At 53.7% G+C, this 25,766-nt stretch carries 24 protein-coding genes and 1 other RNA gene; 17 read left to right on the forward strand and 8 right to left on the reverse strand.

Annotated elements, in window-relative coordinates:
* Positions 1 to 50 precede the first annotated feature (50 nt).
* Positions 51 to 1,283: a phosphoglycerate dehydrogenase gene (serA, locus tag GA0061070_RS02940; protein WP_090133508.1), complete on the forward strand. Its 1,233-nt coding sequence runs from the start codon at positions 51 to 53 to the stop codon at positions 1,281 to 1,283.
* Between the two features lie 43 nt (positions 1,284 to 1,326).
* On the opposite strand, the gene GA0061070_RS02945 is transcribed toward serA, so the two are convergent.
* The 3 genes from GA0061070_RS02945 to zapA form a co-directional block, all read right to left on the reverse strand.
* Positions 1,327 to 1,923, reverse strand: a complete 597-nt coding sequence (locus tag GA0061070_RS02945; protein WP_090133510.1) for a 5-formyltetrahydrofolate cyclo-ligase — start codon at positions 1,921 to 1,923, stop codon at positions 1,327 to 1,329.
* Positions 1,924 to 1,944: 21 nt separating this feature from the next.
* A non-coding RNA gene (ssrS, locus tag GA0061070_RS02950) (6S RNA) lies at positions 1,945 to 2,128 on the reverse strand.
* A 41-nt stretch (positions 2,129 to 2,169) separates the two neighbouring features.
* Entirely contained in the window at positions 2,170 to 2,499 is a 330-nt protein-coding gene (zapA, locus tag GA0061070_RS02955; protein ID WP_064563800.1) for a cell division protein ZapA, read from the reverse strand.
* A 570-nt stretch (positions 2,500 to 3,069) separates the two neighbouring features.
* On the opposite strand from zapA, the gene GA0061070_RS02965 reads away from it, so the two are divergent.
* The 8 genes from GA0061070_RS02965 (at position 3,070) to GA0061070_RS03000 (ending at position 13,122) form a co-directional block, all read left to right on the forward strand.
* Positions 3,070 to 3,648, forward strand: coding sequence for a YecA/YgfB family protein (locus tag GA0061070_RS02965; RefSeq protein ID WP_139109722.1), 579 nt, complete (start codon positions 3,070 to 3,072; stop codon positions 3,646 to 3,648).
* A 24-nt stretch (positions 3,649 to 3,672) separates the two neighbouring features.
* Positions 3,673 to 4,986 (forward strand): Xaa-Pro aminopeptidase, encoded by a 1,314-nt coding sequence (gene pepP / locus GA0061070_RS02970; RefSeq protein ID WP_090133515.1) that lies wholly within the window; start codon positions 3,673 to 3,675, stop codon positions 4,984 to 4,986.
* Positions 4,983 to 6,161, forward strand: a complete 1,179-nt coding sequence (gene ubiH, locus GA0061070_RS02975; protein WP_090133516.1) for a 2-octaprenyl-6-methoxyphenyl hydroxylase — start codon at positions 4,983 to 4,985, stop codon at positions 6,159 to 6,161. The genes pepP and ubiH overlap by 4 nt, the downstream gene beginning before the upstream one ends.
* Before the next feature lie 15 nt (positions 6,162 to 6,176).
* The gene (gene ubiI, locus GA0061070_RS02980; RefSeq protein WP_090133518.1) at positions 6,177 to 7,379 is read left to right on the forward strand and encodes an FAD-dependent 2-octaprenylphenol hydroxylase; all 1,203 of its coding nucleotides are present in this window, start codon (positions 6,177 to 6,179) and stop codon (positions 7,377 to 7,379) included.
* Between the two features lie 422 nt (positions 7,380 to 7,801).
* A complete protein-coding gene (gene gcvT, locus GA0061070_RS02985) occupies positions 7,802 to 8,896 on the forward strand; it encodes a glycine cleavage system aminomethyltransferase GcvT (protein ID WP_090133520.1) in 1,095 nt (364 codons plus the stop codon).
* A gap of 26 nt (positions 8,897 to 8,922) precedes the next feature.
* Positions 8,923 to 9,312: a glycine cleavage system protein GcvH gene (gene gcvH, locus GA0061070_RS02990; protein WP_090133522.1), complete on the forward strand. Its 390-nt coding sequence runs from the start codon at positions 8,923 to 8,925 to the stop codon at positions 9,310 to 9,312.
* A gap of 113 nt (positions 9,313 to 9,425) precedes the next feature.
* The gene (gene gcvP / locus GA0061070_RS02995) at positions 9,426 to 12,299 is read left to right on the forward strand and encodes an aminomethyl-transferring glycine dehydrogenase (protein WP_090133524.1); all 2,874 of its coding nucleotides are present in this window, start codon (positions 9,426 to 9,428) and stop codon (positions 12,297 to 12,299) included.
* A 79-nt stretch (positions 12,300 to 12,378) separates the two neighbouring features.
* Positions 12,379 to 13,122 (forward strand): SDR family oxidoreductase, encoded by a 744-nt coding sequence (locus GA0061070_RS03000; protein ID WP_090133526.1) that lies wholly within the window; start codon positions 12,379 to 12,381, stop codon positions 13,120 to 13,122.
* Between the two features lie 38 nt (positions 13,123 to 13,160).
* Here GA0061070_RS03000 and GA0061070_RS03005 read toward each other — a convergent pair whose 3' ends face one another.
* Both GA0061070_RS03005 and GA0061070_RS03010 read right to left on the reverse strand, forming a co-directional pair.
* Entirely contained in the window at positions 13,161 to 14,594 is a 1,434-nt protein-coding gene (locus GA0061070_RS03005) for a 6-phospho-beta-glucosidase (RefSeq protein WP_090133529.1), read from the reverse strand.
* Positions 14,595 to 14,710: 116 nt separating this feature from the next.
* On the reverse strand, positions 14,711 to 15,439 hold the full coding sequence (locus GA0061070_RS03010; protein WP_090133531.1) for a MurR/RpiR family transcriptional regulator: 729 nt from the start codon (positions 15,437 to 15,439) through the stop codon (positions 14,711 to 14,713).
* Positions 15,440 to 15,784: 345 nt separating this feature from the next.
* Here GA0061070_RS03010 and trhA point away from each other — a divergent pair, with 345 nt between their 5' ends.
* On the forward strand, positions 15,785 to 16,444 hold the full coding sequence (gene trhA, locus GA0061070_RS03015; protein WP_090133532.1) for a PAQR family membrane homeostasis protein TrhA: 660 nt from the start codon (positions 15,785 to 15,787) through the stop codon (positions 16,442 to 16,444).
* Positions 16,445 to 16,483: 39 nt separating this feature from the next.
* Here the strand turns inward: trhA and ygfZ are convergent, their stop codons facing one another.
* On the reverse strand, positions 16,484 to 17,464 hold the full coding sequence (ygfZ, locus tag GA0061070_RS03020; RefSeq protein ID WP_090133534.1) for a tRNA-modifying protein YgfZ: 981 nt from the start codon (positions 17,462 to 17,464) through the stop codon (positions 16,484 to 16,486).
* A 247-nt stretch (positions 17,465 to 17,711) separates the two neighbouring features.
* Between ygfZ and sdhE the strand changes: the two genes are divergently transcribed.
* Positions 17,712 to 17,978, forward strand: a complete 267-nt coding sequence (gene sdhE / locus GA0061070_RS03025; RefSeq protein WP_090133535.1) for an FAD assembly factor SdhE — start codon at positions 17,712 to 17,714, stop codon at positions 17,976 to 17,978.
* Entirely contained in the window at positions 17,959 to 18,375 is a 417-nt protein-coding gene (locus tag GA0061070_RS03030) for a protein YgfX (protein ID WP_090133537.1), read from the forward strand. Before sdhE ends, GA0061070_RS03030 begins: the two co-directional genes overlap by 20 nt.
* Before the next feature lie 19 nt (positions 18,376 to 18,394).
* On the opposite strand, the gene fldB is transcribed toward GA0061070_RS03030, so the two are convergent.
* Positions 18,395 to 18,916 (reverse strand): flavodoxin FldB, encoded by a 522-nt coding sequence (fldB, locus tag GA0061070_RS03035; RefSeq protein ID WP_090133539.1) that lies wholly within the window; start codon positions 18,914 to 18,916, stop codon positions 18,395 to 18,397.
* A 100-nt stretch (positions 18,917 to 19,016) separates the two neighbouring features.
* Between fldB and xerD the strand changes: the two genes are divergently transcribed.
* The 5 genes from xerD (at position 19,017) to lysS (ending at position 25,107) form a co-directional block, all read left to right on the forward strand.
* Entirely contained in the window at positions 19,017 to 19,913 is an 897-nt protein-coding gene (gene xerD / locus GA0061070_RS03040; RefSeq protein ID WP_090133541.1) for a site-specific tyrosine recombinase XerD, read from the forward strand.
* A 24-nt stretch (positions 19,914 to 19,937) separates the two neighbouring features.
* Entirely contained in the window at positions 19,938 to 20,651 is a 714-nt protein-coding gene (gene dsbC, locus GA0061070_RS03045) for a bifunctional protein-disulfide isomerase/oxidoreductase DsbC (RefSeq protein ID WP_090133543.1), read from the forward strand.
* 5 nt (positions 20,652 to 20,656) lie between these two features.
* The gene (gene recJ / locus GA0061070_RS03050; RefSeq protein WP_090133544.1) at positions 20,657 to 22,390 is read left to right on the forward strand and encodes a single-stranded-DNA-specific exonuclease RecJ; all 1,734 of its coding nucleotides are present in this window, start codon (positions 20,657 to 20,659) and stop codon (positions 22,388 to 22,390) included.
* Between the two features lie 91 nt (positions 22,391 to 22,481).
* Positions 22,482 to 23,580 (forward strand): peptide chain release factor 2 gene (gene prfB, locus GA0061070_RS03055; protein ID WP_139109723.1). Its coding sequence is split into 2 segments (ribosomal slippage): positions 22,482 to 22,556 and positions 22,558 to 23,580, totalling 1,098 coding nucleotides; the frame shifts between segments, so codons are not numbered across the junction.
* 9 nt (positions 23,581 to 23,589) lie between these two features.
* Positions 23,590 to 25,107 carry a lysine--tRNA ligase gene (gene lysS, locus GA0061070_RS03060; protein ID WP_090133546.1) on the forward strand — a complete coding sequence of 506 codons (1,518 nt, stop codon included), beginning with the start codon at positions 23,590 to 23,592 and terminating at the stop codon, positions 25,105 to 25,107.
* A gap of 48 nt (positions 25,108 to 25,155) precedes the next feature.
* Here lysS and idi read toward each other — a convergent pair whose 3' ends face one another.
* The gene (gene idi, locus GA0061070_RS03065; RefSeq protein WP_090133547.1) at positions 25,156 to 25,707 is read right to left on the reverse strand and encodes an isopentenyl-diphosphate Delta-isomerase; all 552 of its coding nucleotides are present in this window, start codon (positions 25,705 to 25,707) and stop codon (positions 25,156 to 25,158) included.
* Positions 25,708 to 25,766: the final 59 nt, after the last annotated feature.

Here is a 25,766-nt window from a genome sequence, read left to right on the forward strand (position 1 = left end):
ATTGCATTTCGCACAACATCACAGTCAAGACAAAATACAGGGTCGGGTAAATGGCAAAGGTATCACTGGAGAAAGACAAGATTAAATTTCTGCTCGTCGAAGGGGTGCACCAGAAAGCACTGGATAACCTTCGTGCGGCGGGTTATACAAATATCGAATTCCACAAAGGCGCGCTGGACACCGAACAACTTAAAGAGTCCATCCGTGATGCCCACTTTATCGGCCTGCGATCCCGTACTCAACTGACTGAAGATGTTATCGCTGCGGCGGAAAAATTAGTCGCCGTGGGCTGCTTCTGTATTGGTACTAACCAGGTGAACCTGGACGCTGCCGCAAAGCGCGGTATTCCGGTGTTCAATGCGCCGTTTTCCAACACCCGTTCCGTAGCGGAACTGGTTATTGGCGAACTGCTGCTGCTGATGCGCGGTATTCCTGAAGCGAACGCAAAAGCGCACCGTGGTGTCTGGAACAAACTGGCGGTCGGTTCCTACGAAGCGCGTGGTAAAAAGCTCGGCATTATCGGTTATGGCCATATCGGTACGCAGTTGGGCATTCTGGCGGAATCGCTGGGGATGCACGTCTTCTTTTACGATATCGAAAGCAAACTACCGCTGGGCAACGCCACACAGGTTCAGCATCTTTCCGATCTGCTGAACATGAGCGATGTGGTGAGCCTGCATGTGCCGGAAACGCCGTCAACCAAAGATATGATTGGCGTAGAAGAACTGAAATTGATGAAGCCGGGTGCGCTATTGATCAACGCCTCTCGCGGTACGGTGGTCGATATTCCTGCGCTGTGCGATGCGCTGAAAAGCAAACATCTGGCCGGGGCGGCAATTGATGTCTTCCCGACGGAACCTGCCACTAACAGCGACCCGTTTGATTCCCCGCTGTGTGAATTTGACAACGTACTGCTGACGCCGCACATCGGCGGTTCGACACAAGAAGCGCAGGAAAATATCGGTCTTGAAGTGGCGGGTAAACTGATTAAATATTCTGACAACGGCTCTACCCTGTCAGCAGTTAACTTCCCGGAAGTTTCTTTGCCGATACACGGCGGCCGTCGCCTGCTGCACATCCACGAAAACCGTCCAGGCGTGCTGACTGCACTCAACCAAATCTTCGCCAGCCAGAATATCAACATCGCGGCGCAGTATCTGCAAACGACGCCGTATATGGGTTATGTTGTGGTTGATATCGAAGCGGATGAAGAGGTCGCGCAAAAAGCGTTGCAGAGCATGAAAGCGATTCCCGGTACGATTCGCTCCCGTCTGCTGTTCTGATAAGTATGGTGTTTTCCTCTCTCATAAGGGAGAGGAAAACCTTTTACCACTTCCACACTCTTGATGGTGTGACTACCGCAGGTAGCGGAATATCCCACTCTTCCACCGGCAGGGCCTGAACGCCCTGGCAGTCATGCGCGTAGCCCACGGGCTGTAAGTTGTAAGCGCGCCAGTTCTGTAGAGTGCGATCGTAAAAACCGCCGCCCATACCTAAACGCTGGCCCTGTTCATCGAACGCCACCAGCGGTGTAACCAACACATCCAGTTGATTCAGCGGCAGGACATCACGAACGTCCAGTTTTGGCTCCTGAATCTTCAGGCAATTAATAACCAGTTCGCTGTGCGGATGGTAATGCAGAAAGAGCAGATTGCCCGGGCTAAACGGGTGTAGTACCGGTAAGTAAACCCGTTTTCCGCTGCGCCAGAGTTGTTCAATCAATGGCTGGGTATCCAGTTCACCGTCGAAAGAGAGAAACAAAGCCACGGTATGCGCCATCACAACGGGCGGATACGCCATCATGCGTGCGGCGGCCTGCTGCGCAAAATGCGCCTGCTGCTCGCTGCTTAGCTCACGCCGACGCTGGCGGATAACTTTGCGGATTTCTTGTCGTGATGAGGGAAAATCAGGAAATTGCGTCATGGTTTTTGGTAGAAAAAGAAGGGAATCTCCGAGATGCCGCAGCAGGCTGTAACCCTTGAACCCTTGGTTCAAGGTGAATGCGTCGTCATGATTTTAAGGCTTCTCGGACGAACCGAGCATGCTCACCAACCATGGATCGCCACATTCTTGTGGTATGAAATATCGGCTCAGGGGACTGGCCCGCTTGCAAACATCTCAGAGAAATTTTTTCTTCACGATCACTCTACCACAGTTGATCCCGAAGTGTTATTCAAACTTAGGCCCCGGTCTGTCTGTTATGCGACCCTGATCAAGCAATGCCTGTTCGATGGTCTGCTGTAACATTCGAATACGCTGTTCCATGTTGGCTGCGTACTCGCGGGTTTTTGCCTTTTCCTGAGCCAGTTCGTAGCTGATATTCAGCGCGGCGATAAACACCAACTGCTCAGTATTTGTGACTCTAGTGCGAACTTTCAGATCTTGCAACCGCTGATTCAGATCCTCCGCAGCCTGGTTAAGCGCGTCCCTCTGTTCAGGCGGGCAGTTCACTCGCAGTGAACGACCAAAAATTTGGATATCGACGGGTTGTGCAGACATGCCACCTTCCTGCTGTTTGACTGCGCTCTGCCTTCGCATCCGGATCCTGGGCTGCGAAGGGGCGACACTATAAGCTAGCCTGGTGAGCACTTTCAAGTTTTTTGCGCCTATACCCGTCATACTTCAAGTTGCATGTGCGTTGGCTTTCCTCGCTCACCCCAGTCACTTACTTATGTAAGCTCCCGGGGATTACTGAGAGACATCCTGTCTCTCACCGGAGGCCAACCTTCGGTTGGGCAAATTCGTTCCCGACGAATTTGTCGCTGCGCCGCCGCCTTCCTGCAACCCGAATTATTTAGGGTATATACCTTAGAACCTATCCCATTAGGCTATTTTATTTGCCATTTTGGTCCTGGGCAGTGCTCACAATCCTCACGTACTACGTGTACGCTCCGGTTGTTGCGCGCTGTCCGTGCCCAAACTGGCTGCAACAATATACGCCTACTGGGATAGGCTCTTAATTACTCATACCACATGCAATGGCATGTAACGTGAAGTATCACAGGTATATCACCAGGGTCCAAAGTGGTAGCATATCATGAATATTTCCCCCAACGACGACGAATGTGTATGTCTATACAGAACGAAATACCTGGTTACAACGATGTAGGCCAGTTGCTCAACCAACAGGGCGTGGGGCTGCTTCCTGCAGAAATGCATGGGCTTATCGCGGGGATGATCTGCGGTGGCAACAATGACAGTTCCTGGCAGCCGCTGCTGCATGATTTAACTAACGACGGGCTGGCCTTTGGTCATGAGCTGGCACAGGCATTGCGGGCAATGCACGCGGCCACCAGCGATTCACTGGAAGACGATGGCTTTCTGTTCCAGCTCTATTTGCCGGAGGGTGATGACGTCAGCGTTTTCGACAGGGCCGATGCGCTGGCCGGCTGGGTAAACCATTTCCTGCTCGGGTTAGGCGTCACACAGTCGAAACTCGACAAAGTGACTGGCGAAACCGGTGAAGCGATTGACGATTTGCGTAACATTGCGCAGTTGGGTTATGACGAAGAAGAAGATCAGGAAGAGCTGGAAATGTCGCTTGAAGAGATCATCGAATACGTCCGCGTCGCTGCACTGCTGTGCCACGATACGTTCACGCACCCGCAGTCGACCGCGCCGGAAGTGCGTAAGCCGACGTTACATTAATTCGTCTTGTAGGAAGGAGGTGTCATGACACAGCTTGAGTTTCTCCGTCGTCGTCAGACATTGCTGGCGCAGATGGTTCCAGGTAGCGCGGCGTTGATCTTTGCCGCGCCGGAAGCAACCCGCAGCGCAGACAGTGAATACCCGTATCGCCAGAACAGCGATTTCTGGTACTTCACCGGTTTTAACGAACCAGAAGCGGTGCTGGTGCTGATAAAGAGCGATGACACCCACAACCATAGCGTGCTGTTCAACCGCGTGCGTGATAAAACCGCCGAGATCTGGTTTGGCCGCCGTCTTGGTCAGGAGGCCGCGCCAGCAAAGCTGGGCGTTGACCGTGCGCTAGCGTTCCCGGAGATCAACACCCACCTTTACCAACTGCTCAATGGCCTCGACGCGGTTTATCACGCGCAGGGTGAGTATGAGTATGCGGATACCATCCTGTTCACTGCGCTGGAGAAACTGCGCAAAGGTGCGCGGCAGAATCTGACTGCGCCCGCCACGCTGACTGACTGGCGTCCGATCGTCCACGAGATGCGTCTGTTTAAATCGGCCGAAGAGATCGAGGTGATGCGTCGCGCAGGGGAGATCTCCGCGCTGGCTCATACCCGCGCCATGCAGGTCTGCCGTCCAGGGCTGTTTGAATATCAGCTCGAAGGTGAAATTCAGCATGAATTTAACCGCCACGGCGCGCGCTTCCCGTCCTATAACACCATCGTCGGCTCGGGGAAGAACGGCTGCATCCTGCATTACACTGAAAATGAAAGCCAGATGCGTGACGGCGATTTAGTGCTGATTGATGCTGGCTGTGAATACATGGGATACGCCGGGGATATTACCCGCACCTTCCCGGTAAACGGAAAGTTCAGCCCGGCGCAGCGTGAAATTTACGACATTGTGCTGGCATCGCTGGAACGTGCGCTGGAGCTGTTCCGTCCGGGAACCTCCATTCAGGCTGTCACCAGTGAAGTGGTGTGCATTATGATCACCGGTCTGGCGAAGCTTGGCATTTTGCAGGGCGAAGTCGATGAATTGATCGCGAAAAATGCCCACCGCACATTCTTTATGCACGGATTAAGCCACTGGCTGGGGCTGGATGTTCATGACGTTGGTGTTTATGGTCAGGATCGTTCCCGCGAGCTGGCACCAGGCATGGTGTTGACCGTTGAGCCGGGCCTTTATATTTCTCCTGATGCGGATGTTCCCGAGCAGTATCGCGGCATTGGCATCCGCGTGGAAGATGACATCGTTATTACCGAAGAGGGTAACGAGAATCTCACCGCCAGCGTAGTTAAAAAGGCGGATGATATCGAAGCTTTGATGGCGGCGAGCCGTTCATGAGTGTGATTATTGTTGGCGGCGGCATGGCCGGTGCGACGCTCGCGTTGGCTATTTCACATCTGACTCGGGGAAAACTATCGGTTCACCTGGTAGAGGCCACAGTACCGGGTTCTCACCATCATCCCGGTTTTGATGCCCGTGCCATTGCGCTGGCGGCAGGCACGTGCCAGCAGCTTGCGCGCATCGGGATCTGGCAGGCGATAGCCCGTTGTGCAACGCCCATTTCGACCATTCATGTCAGCGATCGTGGTCACGCCGGTTTTGTCACGCTGGATGCGCAGGATTATCACCTTGATGCGCTGGGTCAGGTGGTTGAACTGCATGAAATCGGCCAGCGCCTCTTTACTCTGCTGCAAAATGCGCCGGGCGTGACGCTGCATTGTCCCGATCGGGTCAGCAGTTTTACCCGTGATGAGCAGCAGGTATCGGTAACTCTGGAAAGCGGCGAGCTGATTATTGGCCAATTGCTGGTTGCGGCGGACGGTTCCCGTTCGGGCATGGGCGAGCAACTGGGGATCCTCTGGCAGAAAACCCCCTATCACCAGGCCGCCGTCATCGCCAATGTTACCACCTCTGTTCCGCATCAGGGACGTGCATTCGAACGTTTCACCGAACACGGGCCGCTGGCGATGTTGCCGATGTCGCAGGGGCGCAGTTCACTGGTGTGGTGTCATCCGCTGGAAAAACAGCAGCAGGTGATTAGCTGGTCTGACGAACGTTTTTGCCATGAGCTACAAAAAGCTTTTGGCTGGCGCCTGGGACGTATTGAGCATGCCGGAAAACGCAGCGTTTATCCCTTGACGCTGACTAACGCGTCTTCGCCGGTATCTCATCGCGCGGTACTGGTCGGCAATGCGGCTCAGACGCTGCATCCTATCGCCGGACAAGGGTTTAACCTCGGCATGCGCGATGTTATGACGTTGGCGGAGACGCTGGCGGAGGCGTGGGGGCAGCAGGAAGATGTCGGCTGTTATCCGGTGCTGACGCGCTACCGTCATCGGCGTCAGACGGACAAAAGCACCACCATAGGGGTTACCGACGGGCTGGTGCATCTGTTTGCCAACCGCTGGGCGCCGCTAGTCGTCGGGCGCAATATCGGGCTAATGGCGATGGAACTATTTACCCCGGCGCGCGATGTGCTGGCGCAGCGTACCCTCGGTTGGGTAGCCCGTTAATCAGAGGAGCAAAGAGTGCAGAGTGTTGATGTTGCGATTGTCGGCGGCGGCATGGTAGGTCTGGCGCTGGCTTGCGGGTTGCAGGGGAGCGGTTTACGGGTTGCAGTGCTGGAGAAGAATGTTCCGCAACCGCTGGCGGAAGATGCGCCACCGGCGTTGCGCGTATCGGCAATTAATGCCGCCAGTGAAAAACTTCTGACGCATCTTGGTGTGTGGTCAAACATCATCGCCCGCCGTGCGGGGCGCTATCACGGTATGGAAGTGTGGGATAAAGACAGCTTTGGCCGTATTACCTTTGACGACCAAAGCATGGGCTATCCTCATCTTGGCTATATTATTGAAAATGCTGTGATTCATCAGGCTCTGTGGGATAAAGCTCAGCAGTGTCAGGATGTCACCATGATTGCCCCCGCCGAATTACAGCAGGTGGTCTGGGGCGAGAACGATGCGTTTCTTACCTTAAAAGATGGCACGATGCTCACTGCCCGGCTGGTGGTTGGGGCGGATGGTGCGAACTCCTGGTTGCGTAACAAAGCGGATATTCCGCTAACTTTTTGGGATTATCACCACCACGCGCTGGTGGCGACCATTCGTACAGAGGAACCGCATCAAGCTGTCGCGCGGCAGGTGTTCGATAACGACGGTATTCTTGCATTCCTGCCGCTGAACGATCCATATCTCTGCTCGATAGTCTGGTCGTTGCCGCCGGATCAAGCGAAAACGCTACAACAGGCCAGCGATGAGACGTTCAATCAGGCGCTGTGCGTAGCCTTTGATAATCGTCTTGGTTTGTGCCGCGTGGAAAGCGAGCGCCAGGTTTATTCGCTCACCGGCCGTTATGCGCGCCACTTTGCTGGCCATCGTCTGGCGCTGGTGGGCGATGCTGCGCATACCATCCATCCGCTGGCCGGGCAGGGCGTGAATCTGGGCTTTATGGATGTTGCGGAATTGATTACTGAACTGCGCCGTCTTCGCCGCGAAGGAAAAGATATCGGTCAGCATCTTTATCTGCGTCGCTACGAGCGCAGTCGTAAACACAGTGCGGCGTTAATGCTGGCGGGAATGCAGGGCTTCCGCGAGCTGTTCACCGGGTCGAATCCGGCGAAGAAGCTGTTGCGTGATATTGGTCTGAAACTTGCAGACACCCTTCCCGGGGTAAAAACACAACTGCTGCGCCAGGCACTCGGCCTGAATGACCTTCCTGAGTGGCTGCGTTAACCACGTCACATTTCCCTTCCCAAAAATGGGAAGGGAACTCCCTGCCTCATTTGAAATATTCTAATTTCACCTCGTTTTTCGGATTAGATTTACTCATGTGTGATTTTTTTCGCTGCGGAAAAAATGATGTTTTTGCGGAGTGAAATATTGAAATAAGGCGCAATTTTGTCGATTTCCTGATGTGTTGTCGCGATATTTTCGTTTTAAACCAGCATAAAACTCTAATGTCATTTTTAGCTAAATCGGTCATAAGCTAATGTGATGGCCCATTTTGTCTTATGGTTAAGCGCCGCTTTCGGTGTTAAGTTCAGGCAAAAGATAACGTTTGCGTCGGCGTCTGAAATGGCCGTTGACGCTGGTCGTTTTGGCGAAATGAATGCCGCCGAAAAACGTGATAGCGCAGCTTATTCGACGAGGACAAGATGGCTCAGCAGACCCCTTTGTATGAACAACACATGCTATGCGGCGCCCGCATGGTGGATTTCCATGGCTGGATGATGCCGTTGCATTACGGCTCGCAGATTGATGAGCACCATGCGGTACGCAGCGATGCCGGGATGTTCGATGTTTCACACATGACCATCGTCGATCTGAAAGGCAGTCGCACCCGGGAGTTTCTGCAATATTTGCTGGCGAACGATGTGGCCAAACTCACGAAGCCCGGCAAAGCCCTCTACACTGGTATGCTGAGTGCCTCGGGTGGCGTGATTGACGATTTGATCGTCTACTACTTCACCGAAGACTTCTTCCGCCTCGTTGTAAACTCCGCTACTCGCGAAAAAGACCTTTCCTGGATTACCCAACACGCTGAACCTTTTGCCATTGATATCACCGTCCGTGACGATCTATCGCTGATCGCGGTGCAGGGGCCAAACGCGCAGGCGAAAGCTGCCAGCCTGTTTACCGATGCGCAGCGTAGCGCGGTTGAGGGAATGAAACCGTTCTTCGGTGTAGAAGTGGGCGACCTGTTTATCGCGACCACGGGCTATACCGGTGAAGCGGGTTACGAGATTGCTTTGCCGAACGAAAAAGCCGCCAGCTTTTGGCAGGATCTGCTGAAAGCGGGCGTAAAGCCTTGCGGACTCGGTGCGCGCGATACGCTGCGCCTGGAAGCTGGCATGAATCTGTATGGTCAGGAGATGGATGAAAGCATCTCTCCACTGGCTGCGAACATGGGCTGGACCATTGCCTGGGAACCGCAGGCGCGCCAGTTCATCGGCCGCGAAGCGCTGGAGCAACAGCGCGAAAAAGGCACCGAACAGCTGGTTGGCCTGGTAATGACGGAAAAAGGTGTGCTGCGCAATGAGTTACCGGTGCACTTTACTGATGCGCACGGCAACGTGCAAAAAGGTGTGATCACCAGCGGGACCTTCTCGCCGACGCTTGGTTACAGTATTGCGCTGGCGCGCGTTCCTGCTGGTGTTGGCGAAACGGCCATTGTGCAGATCCGTAACCGCGAAATGCCGGTCAAAGTGACCAAACCTGTTTTTGTGCGCAACGGCAAAGCTGTCGCGTAACGTAATTTTTATCTGGAGAGAATGAGATGAGCAACGTACCGGGCGAACTGAAATACAGCGAAGAACACGAATGGCTGCGCAAAGAAGCAGACGGTAGCTATACCGTTGGCATCACTGAACATGCTCAGGAATTGCTGGGTGATATGGTGTTTGTCGATCTGCCGGAAGTGGGTACGACAGTTAGCGCTGGCGATGACTGTGCCGTTGCCGAATCGGTAAAAGCCGCTTCTGATATCTACGCACCGATCGGCGGTGAAATCATAGCTGTTAACGATGCGCTGAATGATTCTCCGGAGCTGGTTAACAGCGAGCCGTACGGAGAAGGCTGGATCTTCAAAATCAAAGCCAGTGACGAATCGGAAGTTGATGCGCTGCTGGATGCAACGGCATACGCCGCACTGTTAGAAGACGAATAAATACGCGTCATCCTTCACGTTGCAGGCGCGTTGGCTTCCTGCAACGCGAATGCTTTGGCGTATTCAGATAATTTCCGAATACGATTTACCGCACGTTTCAGGAACCATTGCTCATGACTCAGACGTTAAGTCAGCTTGAAAATCGCACCGCATTTATCGGCAGGCATATTGGCCCGGACGCATCGCAACAGCAGGAGATGCTGAACACCGTAGGGGCAGATTCGCTTAATGCCCTGATAGCGCAGATCGTACCGAAAGATATTCAGCTCGCCACGCCGCCTCAAGTGGGTGAAGCTACCACCGAATTCGCCGCGCTTGCCGAACTGAAAGCCATCGCGGGCCGCAACAAGCGCTTTAAGTCTTACATTGGCATGGGTTACACCGCAGTGCAGTTACCGCCGGTGATCCTGCGTAATATGCTGGAAAATCCAGGCTGGTATACCGCGTATACGCCATATCAGCCGGAAGTGTCGCAAGGGCGCCTGGAAGCCCTGCTTAACTTTCAGCAGGTGACGCTGGATTTGACTGGCCTGGATATCGCCTCCGCTTCCCTGCTGGATGAAGCGACCGCCGCCGCTGAAGCGATGGCGATGGCGAAGCGTGTGAGCAAACTGAAAGGCGCTAACCGCTTCTTCGTTGCGGATGATGTGCACCCGCAAACGCTGGACGTTGTGCGTACGCGTGCTAAAACCTTCGGTTTTGACGTGATTGTTGATGCGGCGGATAAAGTGCTGGATCATCAGGATGTCTTCGGTGCTCTGCTGCAACAGGTTGGCACCACTGGCGAAGTACACAATTACAGCACGCTGATTGCTGAGCTGAAAGCCCGCAAAATCGTGGTCAGCGTCGCCGCCGATTTTATGGCGCTGGTGCAATTGACGGCGCCAGGCAAGCAGGGTGCCGACATCGTGTTTGGTTCCGCTCAGCGTTTCGGTGTGCCAATGGGATACGGCGGTCCGCACGCGGCATTCTTTGCTGCCAAAGATGAATTTAAACGCTCTATGCCTGGGCGCATTATCGGGGTTTCTAAAGACGCTGCCGGTAACACCGCGCTGCGCATGGCGATGCAGACCCGTGAACAGCATATCCGTCGTGAGAAAGCCAACTCCAACATCTGTACTTCGCAGGTGCTGCTGGCAAATATCGCCAGCCTGTACGCAGTGTTCCACGGCCCGGAAGGACTGAAACGCATTGCGGGCCGCATTCACCGACTGGCCGACATTCTCGCTACCGGTTTGCAGCATAAGGGGCTGAAACTGCGTCACGCGCACTACTTCGATACGCTATGTGTTGAGGTCGCGGATAAAGCTGCCGTGCTGGCGCGCGCGCAGGCACAAGAGATCAACCTGCGCAGCGACATTCTGAACGCGGTTGGTATTACGCTGGACGAAACGACCACTCGCGAAGATGTGCTGGCGCTGTTTGGTATTCTGCTGGGCGACAATCATGGTCTGGATATTGATGCGCTGGACAAAGATGTTGCGCTCGATAGCCGCTCCATTCCGCAGGGGATGCTGCGCGATGATACGTTCCTGACGCACCCGGTATTCAACCGCTATCACAGCGAAACCGAGATGATGCGCTATATGCACTCTCTGGAACGCAAAGACCTGGCGCTTAATCAGGCGATGATCCCGCTGGGCTCCTGTACCATGAAACTGAACGCGGCAGCCGAAATGATCCCAATCACCTGGCCGGAGTTCGCGGAACTGCATCCGTTCTGCCCGCCGGAACAGGCTGAAGGTTATCATCAGATGATTACTCAGCTTTCCGAGTGGCTGGTCAAGCTCACTGGTTACGATGCACTCTGCATGCAGCCGAACTCCGGCGCACAGGGGGAATACGCAGGTCTGCTGTCCATTCGTCACTACCACGAAAGCCGCAACGAAGGCCATCGTGATATCTGCCTGATCCCAAGTTCCGCGCACGGCACTAACCCGGCGTCGGCGCAGATGGCGGGGATGCAGGTGGTAGTTGTTGCCTGTGATAAAAACGGCAACATCGATCTTGCCGATCTGCGTGCCAAAGCCGAGCAGGCGGGCGACAACCTTTCCTGCATTATGGTGACTTATCCGTCCACTCACGGTGTATATGAAGAGACTATCCGTGAAGTGTGCGAAGTGGTGCATCAGTTTGGCGGCCAGGTTTACCTTGATGGCGCGAACATGAACGCCCAGGTAGGCATAACTTCGCCGGGCTTTATCGGCGCGGATGTTTCCCATCTTAACCTGCATAAAACGTTCTGTATTCCGCACGGCGGTGGCGGCCCGGGTATGGGGCCGATAGGCGTGAAAGCGCATCTGGCACCGTTTGTTCCGGGGCACAGCGTGGTGCAAATCGAAGGCATGTTGACGCGCCAGGGGGCGGTTTCTGCCGCACCGTTTGGTAGCGCGTCGATTCTGCCGATTAGCTGGATGTATATCCGGATGATGGGCGCGGAAGGGCTGAAGCAGGCCAGCCAGGTGGCGATCCTCAATGCTAACTACATCGCCAGTCGTCTGAAAGAGGCGTTCCCGGTGCTGTATACCGGTCGTGATGGCCGAGTTGCGCATGAATGCATTCTCGATGTTCGTCCGTTGAAAGAAGAGACCGGGATTAGTGAACTGGATATTGCTAAACGCTTGATCGACTACGGTTTCCATGCTCCGACCATGTCTTTTCCGGTTGCCGGTACATTGATGGTGGAACCGACAGAATCGGAAAGCAAAGTCGAACTGGATCGTTTTATCAATGCGATGCTGGCGATCCGTGGCGAAATCGACCGCGTGAAGCAGGGTGAATGGACGCTGGAAGATAACCCGCTGGTGAACGCGCCGCACACTCAGAATGAACTGGTGGCGGAGTGGAACCACGCTTATACCCGTGAGCTGGCCGTGTTCCCGGCAGGCTTCGCAAACAAATACTGGCCAACCGTCAAACGTCTGGATGATGTCTACGGCGACCGTAACCTGTTCTGCGCCTGTGTCCCGATGAGTGAATATCAGTAATCCATCCGCTGAAGTAAGGTATTTTGTAGGCCGGGTAAGGCGAAGCCGCCACCCGGCTTTTTTCTTTCTGGAGGTGTGTATGGCAATAGCACTGGTTACTGGTGCCAGCCGTGGCATTGGGAAAGCCACGGCGCTGCATCTGGCACGCGAAGGCTACACCGTGGCGGTGAACTATCATCGCAACATTGAAGCTGCGACTGACGTTATCAAACAAATTGTCGATGCGGGGGGGAAAGCTTTTGCCGTACGCGCAGATATCAGCGATGAAGCCCAGGTGCTTGCGATGTTTGACAGACTCGATCATGAAGGTGAGCCGCTTACCGCGCTGGTCAACAATGCGGGTATTCTGTTTGAGCAATCTACCATTGAGAATCTGTCCGCAGAACGCATTAACCGTGTACTGACTACCAATGTTACAGGCTACTTTCTCTGTTGCCGAGAAGCCGTAAAACGGATGTCCTTCAAACATGGCGGTAAGGGTGGGGCGATAGTAAATGTTTCTTCAGCGGCGTCACGTCTGGGCGCACCGGGTGAATATGTTGATTATGCCGCGTCCAAGGGCGCGGTGGATTCTCTGACAACCGGGTTATCGCTGGAGGTAGCGGCGCAGGGCATCCGTGTTAACTGCGTGCGCCCTGGGTTGATTTATACTGATATTCATGCGTCTGGCGGGGAACCGGGGCGAGTGGATCGCGTGAAGTCGTTGCTGCCGATGCAGCGCGGTGGTCAGCCTGAAGAGGTGGCTCAGGCGATTGTCTGGCTGCTGAGCGAGAAGGCGTCGTACGTAACGGGAAGCTTTATTGAACTGGCGGGCGGTAAATAAATTACCCTCTCCCCACAGGGGCGAGGGTCAGGAGAGCGTTAAAGTGTCTTGCCATTGCTGGCGATCACCTCTTTGTACCAGTTAAAACTCTTCTTGCGGGAGCGGGACATATCACCCGTACCGTCATCGTGTTTGTTCACATAGATAAAGCCATAACGCTTGCTGTACTGGCCGGTGGTGAAGGAGACGCAGTCGATGCAGCCCCACGGCGTATAGCCCATCAGATCCACGCCATCATAAGTAACTGCTTTCATCATCTCTTCAACGTGCGCGCGCAGATAAGCGATGCGGTAGTCATCGTTGATGCTGCCATCGGCTTCTACTTTGTCGTAAGCGCCAAAGCCGTTTTCAACGATGAATAACGGTTTCTGGTAGCGTTCATACAGTTCGCACAGAGAGTAGCGTAGCCCAACGGGATCGATCTGCCAGCCCCAGTCGGAGGCTTTGACGTGTGGGTTCGGCACGCTACCTTCGAAGCCGGAGATAGCATCGCCGCTGCCGCCTTCCGCTTTCACTGCGTTGGTCATGTAATAGCTGAAACCCAGGTAATCGCAGGTGCCTTCACGCAGAATCTGTTCATCACCGTGTTCCATTTTGATGGAGAAGCCACGGCGCTCCCATTCGTTCAGCACATAGGACGGGTAGTAACCACGCAGTTGTACATCGGTAAAGACATAGCGCTCGCGCATTGACTCCTGTGCAAACATGACATCTTCCGGTTTACAGGAGAAGGGATAGAGCGCAACCATCGCCAGCATGCAGCCGACTTTCATTTCCGGGTTGATGCGGCGGGCTGCTTTCACTGCCAGTGCGCTGGCGACGAACTGGTGGTGCAGCACCTGGTACATGGTCTCTTCCGGTTTTTCATGATCGGTATAGACCACGCCAGAGCAGCAGTAGCCGAACAGCGGCGCTCGCCAGTTACGCTGATTGTTGATTTCATTGAAGGTCATCCAGTATTTGACCTTGCTCTTGTAGCGTTCGAAAACCACTTCCGCGAAACGTACGAAGAAATCGACCACTTTACGGTTGGTCCAGCCACCATATTCCTGCACCAGATGCAGCGGCATCTCGAAGTGGGAGAGAGTGATCACCGGTTCGATGTTATATTTCAGCAGTTCATCGAACATATCGTCGTAGAATTTTAGCCCTTCTTCGTTAGGCTGCTGCTCATTCCCTTTGGGAAAGATGCGGGTCCAGGCGATCGAAGTGCGAAAGCATTTAAAGCCCATCTCGGCGAACAGCTTGATGTCTTCTTTATAGTGCCCGTGGAAATCGATCGCTTCATGGTTCGGATAATATTTACCGGGCACCACGTCGGTAGTGATCTCGCGCGGTACACCGTGCGCGCCGCCGGTCAGCACGTCACAAATGCTTGGGCCTTTCCCGCCTTTATTCCAGCCACCTTCAACCTGGTGTGCGGCAACGGCACCGCCCCATAAAAAATCTTTTGGTAAGGTAAGTTTTTTCATATTTGCTCTTCTCGTCATATTGGCTATTAACGAGTTTAACAAAGGTGAATTAAATGTCACGATATAACAAATTGTCGGCGGGGTAATATGTTACACCAAAAAAACACCCTGTTTTTTTATGCTATTTTCTTCGCCAGCTTGCGCCCTAACGATTCAAGTATATAAATGACCGGAATTTGCGTCGTAATATCGTAGCCGCCGGGAATACGCATGGGAGGAATATGCCATGATAGATTAAAATCCGCCAGTTTCGCCAGACTCGATTGCTCATGGCTGGTAATAGACAGCACTTTGCAGTGGTGCAGGCTGAACTGCCCGGCAAAACGCAGTATCTCCTCGGTTTCACCAGAGACGGAAAGGACAATCGCCAGTGCATTTTTTGCCATATCATTGGTGACAGGGAAATAAGGATCGTCGATATGGTTGCTGAATTTCCCGATATTAGAGAAAAAACGAGCACCATATTTTGCCAGCGCGCCGGATGTGCCAGCACCGACAAAAATAATTCGCTCTGAGGATAATATTATATCGGCGGCTTTATTTAGCAGTGAATCAAACTCATCGTTGTTTACGCTTTTAAAAAAGCTAATAACTTCACTCGCGCCAAAATTGGCCTGCGGTAACGCATCTTGCTCTAAATATAATTTGAAACGGACGCGAAACTCCGAATAGCCTTCGCAGTTGAGCTTGCGGCAAAAACGTAACACCGTGGTGGTGGAGACTCCCGCCGCATCGGCCAGCTCGCGGATCGTCATATACATCACTTTGTCGCGGTTTTTGACCACATAGTGATAGACCGTCATCTCAAGATTATTGAGGCTGGCGATAGCGGAGTGAGTAAACATCGTCACTGTAGTGTCCTTTGCTCTCTGTTAACGTTGCCTGCTGGCGGCAATTGCGTGACTACATGCTGCCATAACTCCGACTGGCTTGCCCTGAGTTTTATCCCTGGCATAAGGATCTGATTTAGCGGCCTGCATATTGTCATTTCCGCTTCATACTTTCATCCTACATTCACGTTTCATGGACGTATTCTCCTTGCGAGAAGGATGAACAGTTGTAACACCAGTCGTCGGCTTAAATGCTGCCAATACCTTGATACGAATTTTTTTTAGCGTACATGTGTGCACTGGAATCATTCTCAGTTACTCTATTGATGCAATGTTTTTTGAGTTTTCCTGGAGTTAGCTATGGTCAAGAAACCCTTAATCGCACAGGGGTACACACTGGCAGAAGAAGTCGCCAACAGCATTAGCCACGGAATTGGGCTGGTGTTCGGTATCGTCGGGCTGGTGCTGCTGCTGGTGCAGGCAGTCGATGCAAAGGCCAGTACAATTGCTATCACCAGTTACTCGCTTTATGGAGGTAGCATGATTTTGCTGTTCCTTGCCTCTACGCTTTACCATGCTATTCCGTACCAGCGGGCCAAGGTATGGCTGAAGAAATTTGACCACTGTGCTATTTATCTGCTGATTGCCGGAACGTATACACCGTTTCTGCTGGTTGGGCTGGACTCGCCACTGGCGCGCGGGCTGATGATTGTTATCTGGAGCCTCGCCTTGCTGGGGATCTTATTTAAACTCACTATTGCCCATCGTTTTAAAGTACTGTCGCTGGTGACCTACCTGACCATGGGCTGGCTGTCGCTAATTGTGATTTATCAGCTTGCTACGCGCCTGTCGGTTGGCGGCGTAACGCTACTGGCGGTGGGCGGACTGGTCTATTCGCTCGGCGTGATTTTTTACGTCTGCAAACGTATCCCTTATAACCACGCAATCTGGCACGGCTTCGTGTTGGGCGGCAGTGTCTGCCACTTCCTGGCGATTTATTTGTACGTCGGACAGGTTTGAGTTAGAGCCGGTGGCGATTTCCACCCCGGCCAAGCGCATTTACTCTTCCAGTGAATAAGGCAGCGGCTCGATGCTCAACGTATTCGCATCGTCGCGCACGCGGAAAACGCTGCCGGATTCCATATCGTTGTTCATCACCACCTGAACCAAAAGGCGTCCGTCATCAAGCTGCACAGATGCCAGTACGGTACCAGTACGGCGCCAGTTGTCTCCCATCTTCAATTCAAGATCTTCTCCCGCTTCAGGCACCCGGCTGGCTGTCCCCGCCAGATACCACAATGCGCGCTTGTTGGCGCCGCGGAATTTTGCTCTTGCCACCATCTCCTGACCGGTGTAACAGCCTTTTTTAAAACTGATACCGCCCAACGCCTGTAGGTTAGTGGCCTGTGGGATAAACTGCCCGCTGTTTGGCGCATCAATAACCGGCAAACCCGCTTCGATATTCAGCGCCAGCCATTGCTGACTGTTATTAAGCTGCGCTTCGCCGTGCAGTTTTTCGCTCACCTGTTGCGCCGTAGCGGCGCTGGTTACCAGCAGGAAACGCTCGGCAGGATGCGCAAACCACAGCAGAGTGGTATCGCCCGCCTGCACAACCTGTTTTTCACTGTCCGGAAGGGTGGTAAAAAGATTCGCCAGCGCCGCGCGCGCCTGAAAACCAGCTACGCCCAGTAGCACATGTTCATCGTCTTCCGTAATGGCGACTTTAGAGAATACGGCGTACTTCTTCAGTTCACGAAGCTGCACTTCCCGCACGCTGCGGCGCAGGATCCAGGCAAAACCTTCCTGGAAGTGGAACAACCGCATATTGCTCCACATTTTCCCTTTAGAATCACAGTGTGCCGCCAGCAGGTGCTGTTCAGGCGTCATAGTGGTGACATCGGCGGTCACCTGGCCTTGCAGGTATTTTTCGCTATCTGCGCCGGTAATCGTTGCCAGCGCCCAGTCATCGAGCGTCATAAGCGTCAGCGGCAGACGTGATGATGCAGTCGGCTGGCGCGGAGGAAACGGAGTAAAAGGCATAATAATGTCCTGATTAGCTTAACGCTGTGTTGGTTCTTAATGGTAAAAGAGCCGTTGTTCAATGCAAGTAATAAAGCATGCGTTTTGTGCCATTGTGCATGTGTTGCGAAGTATTACGCAGAGTAAGGATATTTTTGCAGTGGGTGCGATTAATTATGGAAGCTGCCCCATGAAGCGAAATATTCCGCAAAAGGAATATTAAAAACACGTTACAATGGAGCCATTACGATGATGCAGGGAGAAGATCATGGATATTAACAATAAAGCCCGTATCCACTGGGCGTGCCGCCGTGGAATGCGTGAACTCGATATCTCAATCATGCCTTTTTTCGAACATGAGTACGACACGCTGAGCGATGATGATAAACAACTGTTTGTTCGTCTGCTGGAAAGTGACGATCCTGACTTATTCAACTGGTTGATGAATCATGGTAAGCCTCAGGACGTGGAGTTACAACGAATGGTGCAGTTAATCCAGACACGGAATCGGGATCGTGGTCCTGTGGCAATCTGAGTTACGCGTCTCATGGCGCGCACAATGGATCTCGCTTTTGCTCCACGGTCTGGGCGCAGCACTCATATTGCTGATGCCCTGGCCTTTGAGTTACACACCGCTGTGGCTGCTGTTACTGTCGCTGGTGGTTTTTGATTGCGTGCGCAGCCAGCGGCGGATCAATGCCTGCCATGGCGAACTCAAACTGCTGATGGATTCTCGCCTGCGCTGGCAGGGTGTGGAATGGGATATCATCGGAACGCCGTGGATGTTACGCGGTGGAATGATGCTGCGCTTGCGCCGTGAACAGGATGGGCGCCGTCAACATTTATGGCTGGCGGCAGACAGCATGGATGCGCAGGAGTGGCGCGATCTGCGCCGGGTAATATCACAGAAACCGGCGCAGGGGCTGCATTAACAGGGAATGTGGCTACGCTTTAAACCAGCCGTTCCGCCATCTCTGTCAGGATTTGCTCGCACCAGGACTGAATGCGCGAATCGCTCAGGTCGTACTGATTGGTTTCGTCCAGCGCCAGGCCGACAAACAGTTGACCATTGGCAATCACTGGTTTGCTGCTGGTAAATTCGTAGCCTTCCGTTGGCCAGTAGCCAATGAATGTCACGCCTTTGGGCGCCAGTTTGTCATGCAGCATGCCCAGTGCGTCAAGGAACCATTCGCCATAGCCGAGCTGATCGCCCATGCCGTATAGCGCGATGATTTTGCCGTCAAGATTGAGGTCATCAAGCTGATCCCAGATGGTTTCCCAGTCTTCCTGCAATTCGCCAAAATCCCAGGTCGGAATGCCAAGGATAAGTGCATCGTATTGCTCCATCAATGCGGGATCGTCGTCTTTCAGATTGTGCAGCGTCACCAATTCCGGCCCAATAATTTCGCGGATTTTCTCCGCCGCCATTTCGGTATAGCAAGTACTGGAACCGTAAAACAGGCCAATATTCATAACGTAAACTTCTCAATTCCGGATATGTCTTTGTGAGCAGTGTACCAGAATCGTACGACTATCAGGCATAATGCAGCGATTGAGAAACGGAGGCGTTTCAATGGAACAGGATTTCGCACGTATCGAACAATTTCTTGACGCGCTTTGGCTGGAAAACAATCTTGCAGATAATACGCTCAGTGCCTACCGCCGCGATTTGCAAGGCATGGCCGAGTGGCTGCATCATCGTGGAAGTAATCTGGCGCAGGCGAGAAGCGATGATTTACAGGCGCTGCTGGCCGAGCGCGTGGATGGCGGCTACAAAGCTACCAGTTCAGCGCGTCTACTCAGCGCCGTGCGAAGACTCTTCCAGTACCTGTATCGGGAGAAAATCCGTAGCGACGATCCCAGCGCGCAATTGGCCTCGCCGAAGCTGCCGCAGCGTCTGCCAAAAGACTTAACGGAAGCGCAGGTTGAGAGACTTTTACAGGCTCCGGTAGTTGACCAACCGCTGGAGTTACGCGATAAAGCCATGCTTGAGGTTTTATATGCCACCGGGCTTCGCGTTTCTGAACTGGTCGGGTTGACCATGAGCGATATCAGTCTGCGCCAGGGCGTGTTGCGGGTTATTGGTAAAGGCAATAAAGAACGGCTGGTGCCGTTGGGTGAAAATGCGGTGTATTGGGTGGAAAACTACCTCGAACACGGGCGTCCGTGGCTGCTGAACGGCGTATCGATAGATGTTTTGTTCCCTAGCCAGCGAGCTCAGCAGATGACGCGCCAGACTTTCTGGCACCGTATCAAGCACTATGCCATGCTGGCGGGGATTGACAGCGAAAAGCTTTCCCCTCACGTTTTACGTCATGCTTTTGCCACGCATTTGCTTAATCACGGCGCGGATCTGCGCGTGGTGCAAATGCTACTGGGGCATCAGGATCTTTCAACAACGCAAATTTATACGCATGTGGCCACCGAGCGGCTGCGTAAGCTTCATGAACAGCATCACCCGCGGGCATGATTGCTGATAATTAAAGGATGTTTTATGAAAAATGGTTTGATTATGTTCACCCTGCTGGCAGCGGCTTTTTCTGGTGTTGCACATGCTGACGACGCTGCGATCAAGCAGTCGTTGACAAAACTGGGTGTACAGAGCTCTGAGATAGTGCCCGCTCCCGTCGCCGGAATGAAAACGGTATTGACCAACAGCGGCGTGCTGTATGTGACCGAAGACGGCAAACATATTATTCAGGGGCCGATGTACGATGTCAGTGGTGCGCAGCCGGTGAATGTCACGACACAAATGTTGTTGCCGCATCTTAACGCGCTGGAAAAAGAGATGATTGTTTACAAAGCGCCGAAAGAAAAACACGTGATCACTGTGTTCACCGACATCACCTGCGGCTACTGCCAGAAACTGCACAGTGAGATGGCGGATTACAACGCGCTGGGCATCACCGTCCGCTATCTGGCGTTCCCGCGTCAGGGCGTGCCGAGTGAAGTTGAAAACCAGATGAAAGCGATTTGGTGCGCCAAAGATCGTAATAAAGCCTTTGATGACGCGATGGATGGCAAAGGCATCAAACCGGCCAACTGTGATATTGATATTGCTAACCACTACGCGCTGGGAGTGCAGTTTGGCGTCAACGGAACTCCGGCCATTGTGCTGAATGATGGCTACCTTGTTCCGGGCTACCAGGCACCGGCTGAGATGAAAGCCTTTCTCGACAAACATCAGCAAGCCACTGGCGGTAAATAAGACGCGTGAAAGCTCAGATACAACTTCGCCGCCGTAAGGTGGATGATTCTGCGGAACTGGCGGAAGACTTACCGCCGTTACTGCGTCGGCTCTACGCCAGCCGCGGCGTGCGTAAGGCCAGCGAACTGGAGCGCAGTGTAAAAGGCATGCTGCCCTGGCAGCAACTTACCGGCATTGATGAGGCGGTTTCGCACCTTCATCACGCGCTGCGCGAAGGTGTACGCATTATCGTGGTCGGTGATTTTGACGCTGATGGCGCAACCAGCACGGCGCTCAGCGTCCTGGCGCTGCGTGCGCTGGGTTGTGAAAATGTGAGTTACCTGGTGCCGAACCGTTTTGACGACGGTTACGGTCTCAGTCCTGAAGTGGTCGATCAGGCGCATGCGCGTGGCGCGCAGTTGATCCTGACAGTGGACAACGGTATTTCCTCTCATGCCGGGGTGGCGCGGGCGCACGAATTGGGTATTCCTGTGGTCGTGACCGATCACCATCTGCCAGGTGATACCCTGCCGGATGCGGAAGCTATTGTGAATCCTAACCTGCGTGACTGTGATTTCCCGTCGAAATCGCTGGCAGGCGTTGGTGTTGCTTTTTATCTGATGCTGGCACTACGTGCTTTTCTGCGCGACAACGGCTGGTTTGAATCGCGCGGGCTGGCAATGCCGAATCTTGCTGAACTGCTCGATCTCGTCGCGCTGGGAACCGTAGCAGACGTGGTGCCGCTTGATGCCAACAACCGTATTCTCACCTGGCAAGGCCTGAGCCGGATCCGCGCCGGGCGCTGTCGCCCCGGCATTAAAGCGCTGCTTGAAATCGCCAACCGCGACGCGCAGAAACTGGCGGCGAGCGACCTGGGTTTTGCACTGGGTCCACGCCTGAACGCGGCAGGCAGGCTGGATGATATGTCGGTGGGCGTCGCGCTATTGTTATGCGATAACCTCGGCGAAGCGCGTCAGTTGGCCAACGATCTGGATGCGCTGAATCAGACGCGTAAAGAGATCGAACAAGGGATGCAGGCTGAAGCGCTAACCTTGTGCGAGCAGTTTGAACGAAGCCGCGATCCGTTGCCCGGCGGGCTGGCGATGTATCATCCCGAATGGCATCAGGGCGTGGTGGGAATTCTTGCCTCACGTATCAAAGAGCGTTTTCATCGGCCAGTGATTGCCTTCGCGCCTGCAGGCGATGGCGTTCTGAAAGGTTCCGGGCGCTCGATTCAGGGGCTGCACATGCGTGATGCCCTGGAGCGGCTGGATACGCTCTACCCTGGCATGATGCTTAAGTTTGGCGGTCATGCGATGGCTGCCGGTTTGACGCTCGAAGAACAACGTTTCGAAGAGTTCCAACAGCGCTTCGGCGAGTTGGTGACGGAATGGCTGGATCCGGCGCTGTTGCAGGGCGAAATTATTTCTGACGGCCCGCTTACTCCGCAAGAGATGACGCTGGATATTGCTGAAATGCTGCGTGAAGCCGGGCCGTGGGGGCAAATGTTTCCGGAGCCGCTGTTCGATGGCGAGTTTCGACTGTTGCAGCAGCGGCTGGTGGGTGAGCGTCACCTGAAGGTGATGCTCGAGCCGGTCGGTGGCGGCCCGCTGCTTGATGGCATTGCCTTTAACGTCGATACCACTTGTTGGCCGGACAACGGCGTGCGGCAGGTGAATATTGCTTATAAACTTGATGTCAACGAGTTCCGCGGAAATCGTAGCGTACAGCTTATCATCGAAAATCTCTGGCCACTTTAGCGCCAGTATTCGCTACAAAAAAGGGCGTGGATCCGGTAAACTCCCGCCCTTATCACCGCATTTTGACAAGTCCATTAAAAGAAATCAGACCATGTTTGAAATTAACCCGGTAAAAAATCGTATTCAGGACCTCACGGAGCGCTCAGACGTTCTTAGGGGGTATCTTTGACTATGACGCCAAGAAAGAGCGTCTGGAAGAAGTAAACGCCGAGCTGGAGCAGCCGGACGTCTGGAATGAGCCAGAGCGCGCCCAAGCGCTGGGCAAAGAGCGTTCCTCACTTGAAGCTATCGTCGATACCCTCGATCAGATGTCGCAGGGGCTGGAAGATGTTTCTGGCCTGCTGGAGCTGGCGGTAGAAGCTGACGACGAAGAAACCTTTAACGAAGCGGTTGTCGAGCTGGACGGGCTGGAAGAGAAGCTGGCGCAGCTTGAGTTCCGTCGCATGTTCTCCGGCGAGTATGACAGCGCCGATTGCTATCTGGATATCCAGGCTGGCTCCGGTGGTACTGAAGCGCAGGACTGGGCGAGCATGCTGATGCGCATGTATTTGCGCTGGGCGGAGGCGCGCGGCTTCAAAACTGAAATTATCGAAGAGTCTGAAGGTGAAGTCGCGGGTATTAAATCTGTGACCATCAAGATCATCGGCGATTACGCCTACGGCTGGCTGCGTACCGAAACCGGCGTTCACCGCCTGGTGCGTAAGAGCCCATTTGACTCCGGCGGTCGTCGTCATACCTCCTTTAGCTCCGCGTTTGTCTACCCGGAAGTGGAAGACGATATTGATATCGAGATTAACCCGGCGGATCTGCGTATTGACGTCTATCGCGCATCCGGCGCGGGCGGCCAGCACGTTAACCGTACGGAATCTGCAGTGCGTATTACCCATATTCCGACCGGGCTGGTAACGCAGTGCCAGAACGACCGTTCTCAGCATAAAAACAAAGACCAGGCTATGAAGCAGATGAAAGCGAAGCTTTATGAACTGGAAATGCAAAAGAAAAATGCGGAGAAACAGGCGATGGAAGACACCAAGTCAGATATCGGCTGGGGAAGCCAGATCCGTTCTTATGTCCTGGATGATTCCCGCATCAAAGATCTGCGTACCGGGGTAGAAACCCGTAACACGCAGGCGGTGCTGGACGGCAGCCTGGATCAATTCATCGAAGCAAGTTTGAAAGCAGGGTTATGAGGAACCAACATGTCTGAACAACAAGCACAGGGCGCTGACGCGGCAGTCGATCTTAACAATGAACTGAAAACCCGCCGCGAGAAGCTGGCGCAACTGCGCGAGCAGGGTGTGCCGTTCCCGAACGATTTCCGTCGTGACCAGACCGCTGACAAGCTGCACGCTGAATTTGATGGCAAAGAGAACGAAGAACTGGAAGCCCTGGGCATTGAAGTGGCCGTAGCAGGCCGCATGATGACCCGTCGCATTATGGGTAAAGCCTCATTCGTAACCTTACAGGATATGGGGGGTCGTATTCAGCTGTACGTTGCGCGCGATGATCTTGCCGAAGGCGTGTATAACGAGCAGTTCAAAAAATGGGACCTCGGCGATATCCTCGGCGCGCGCGGCAAGCTGTTCAAAACCAAGACCGGCGAACTTTCCATTCACTGCACCGAACTGCGTCTGCTGACCAAAGCTCTGCGTCCGCTGCCGGACAAATTCCACGGCTTGCAGGATCAGGAAGCGCGCTATCGCCAGCGTTACCTGGATCTCATCTCTAACGATGAATCCCGCAATACCTTTAAAGTGCGTTCGCAGATCCTGGCCGGTATTCGCCAGTTCATGGTGGGCCGCGACTTTATGGAAGTTGAAACGCCGATGATGCAAGTGATCCCGGGCGGTGCGTCCGCGCGTCCGTTCATCACCCATCACAACGCGTTGGATCTGGACATGTATCTGCGTATCGCGCCGGAACTGTACCTTAAACGTCTGGTGGTTGGCGGCTTCGAGCGTGTATTCGAAATCAACCGTAACTTCCGTAACGAAGGTATTTCCGTTCGCCATAACCCAGAGTTCACCATGATGGAACTCTATATGGCGTATGCGGATTATAAAGATCTGATCGAACTGACCGAGTCGTTGTTCCGCACGCTGGCGCAAAACATCCTCGGTAAAACTGAAGTGCCTTACGGCGATGAAGTTTTCGACTTCGGCAAACCGTTCGAAAAACTGACCATGCGCGAAGCGATCAGGAAATATCGTCCGGAAACCAACATGTCGGATCTGGATAGCTTTGACAGCGCGAAGGCGATTGCTGAAAGTATCGGTATCAAAGTTGAGAAGAGCTGGGGTCTGGGCCGTATCGTGACCGAAATCTTCGAGGAAGTGGCCGAAGCGCATCTGATTCAACCGACCTTCATTACTGAATACCCGGCGGAAGTTTCCCCGCTGGCGCGTCGTAACGACCTCAATCCGGAAATCACCGATCGCTTCGAGTTCTTCATCGGCGGTCGTGAAATTGGTAACGGCTTTAGCGAGCTGAACGATGCGGAAGATCAGGCGCAGCGTTTTGCTGACCAGGTTGCAGCGAAGGATGCGGGCGATGACGAAGCGATGTTCTTCGACGAAGACTACGTGACCGCGCTGGAACACGGTTTGCCGCCGACGGCGGGTCTGGGCATTGGTATCGACCGTATGGTAATGCTGTTTACCAACAGCCACACTATTCGCGATGTGATCCTGTTCCCGGCAATGCGCCCGGTGAAGTAATCACCAGGTGATAAAAAAAGTCCCGGCGTGAACAACGGCGGGACTTTTTTATACCTGCAATGTGGCAGCAAAATCTCTGAGCGCGGCCTGCGCAGTGGCTGCTTCCGCCACCATCCACGGGCTAAAAGCCCAGGGCGTAGCATTGAGCGCCTGTAATAACGCCTCCAGATCCACCCACTGATATTCCATCACTTCATCGTAGTTAATCGTCAACGGCGTCGTGATTTGTGCGGCGAAGACCGGGCAGATTTCGTTTTCTACGATGCCGGAAGGATCGGTTTTACGGTAACGGAATGCTGGTGCAATGGCGCTAATGCGCTTGAGCCCGGCACCGACTTCATAACGGCAGCGGCGAATAAGAGCCTGTTCGGTGGTTTCTCCTTTTTGCGGATGCCCGCAAACGGAGTTCGTCCAGACGCCTGGCCAGGCTTTTTTGCTTAATGCACGGCGTGTCACCAGAGACTGCCCGGTGGCATTAAAAATCCAGCATGAAAAAGCCAGATGTAACGGCGTTTGTGAGGTGTGCGCGGCGTACTTTTCCTGCGTACCGGTTATCACTCCCTGCTCATTCACTAAAATGACGTGCTCTTGTGTACCCATAACAGCTCCCGAACGTAAAACGCCGGGTGGTGCCGGGCTTAGTCCGTTTACAGGGAGCA

It is taken from the genome of Kosakonia oryziphila (assembly GCF_900094795.1).
GTDB classification, from domain to species: Bacteria; Pseudomonadota; Gammaproteobacteria; order Enterobacterales; family Enterobacteriaceae; genus Kosakonia; species Kosakonia oryziphila.

Bases quoted from the DNA above. Each gene is read 5' to 3' on its own strand.
- serA (WP_090133508.1), top strand. From the start codon at position 51: ATGGCAAAGGTATCACTGGAGAAAGACAAGATTAAATTTCTGCTCGTC.
- GA0061070_RS02945 (WP_090133510.1), bottom strand. From the start codon at position 1,923: ATGACGCAATTTCCTGATTTTCCCTCATCACGACAAGAAATCCGCAAA.
- zapA (WP_064563800.1), bottom strand. From the start codon at position 2,499: ATGTCTGCACAACCCGTCGATATCCAAATTTTTGGTCGTTCACTGCGA.
- GA0061070_RS02965 (WP_139109722.1), top strand. From the start codon at position 3,070: ATGTCTATACAGAACGAAATACCTGGTTACAACGATGTAGGCCAGTTG.
- pepP (WP_090133515.1), top strand. From the start codon at position 3,673: ATGACACAGCTTGAGTTTCTCCGTCGTCGTCAGACATTGCTGGCGCAG.
- ubiH (WP_090133516.1), top strand. From the start codon at position 4,983: ATGAGTGTGATTATTGTTGGCGGCGGCATGGCCGGTGCGACGCTCGCG.
- gcvT (WP_090133520.1), top strand. From the start codon at position 7,802: ATGGCTCAGCAGACCCCTTTGTATGAACAACACATGCTATGCGGCGCC.
- gcvH (WP_090133522.1), top strand. From the start codon at position 8,923: ATGAGCAACGTACCGGGCGAACTGAAATACAGCGAAGAACACGAATGG.
- gcvP (WP_090133524.1), top strand. From the start codon at position 9,426: ATGACTCAGACGTTAAGTCAGCTTGAAAATCGCACCGCATTTATCGGC.
- GA0061070_RS03000 (WP_090133526.1), top strand. From the start codon at position 12,379: ATGGCAATAGCACTGGTTACTGGTGCCAGCCGTGGCATTGGGAAAGCC.
- GA0061070_RS03005 (WP_090133529.1), bottom strand. From the start codon at position 14,594: ATGAAAAAACTTACCTTACCAAAAGATTTTTTATGGGGCGGTGCCGTT.
- GA0061070_RS03010 (WP_090133531.1), bottom strand. From the start codon at position 15,439: ATGTTTACTCACTCCGCTATCGCCAGCCTCAATAATCTTGAGATGACG.
- trhA (WP_090133532.1), top strand. From the start codon at position 15,785: ATGGTCAAGAAACCCTTAATCGCACAGGGGTACACACTGGCAGAAGAA.
- ygfZ (WP_090133534.1), bottom strand. From the start codon at position 17,464: ATGCCTTTTACTCCGTTTCCTCCGCGCCAGCCGACTGCATCATCACGT.
- sdhE (WP_090133535.1), top strand. From the start codon at position 17,712: ATGGATATTAACAATAAAGCCCGTATCCACTGGGCGTGCCGCCGTGGA.
- fldB (WP_090133539.1), bottom strand. From the start codon at position 18,916: ATGAATATTGGCCTGTTTTACGGTTCCAGTACTTGCTATACCGAAATG.
- xerD (WP_090133541.1), top strand. From the start codon at position 19,017: ATGGAACAGGATTTCGCACGTATCGAACAATTTCTTGACGCGCTTTGG.
- dsbC (WP_090133543.1), top strand. From the start codon at position 19,938: ATGAAAAATGGTTTGATTATGTTCACCCTGCTGGCAGCGGCTTTTTCT.
- lysS (WP_090133546.1), top strand. From the start codon at position 23,590: ATGTCTGAACAACAAGCACAGGGCGCTGACGCGGCAGTCGATCTTAAC.
- idi (WP_090133547.1), bottom strand. From the start codon at position 25,707: ATGGGTACACAAGAGCACGTCATTTTAGTGAATGAGCAGGGAGTGATA.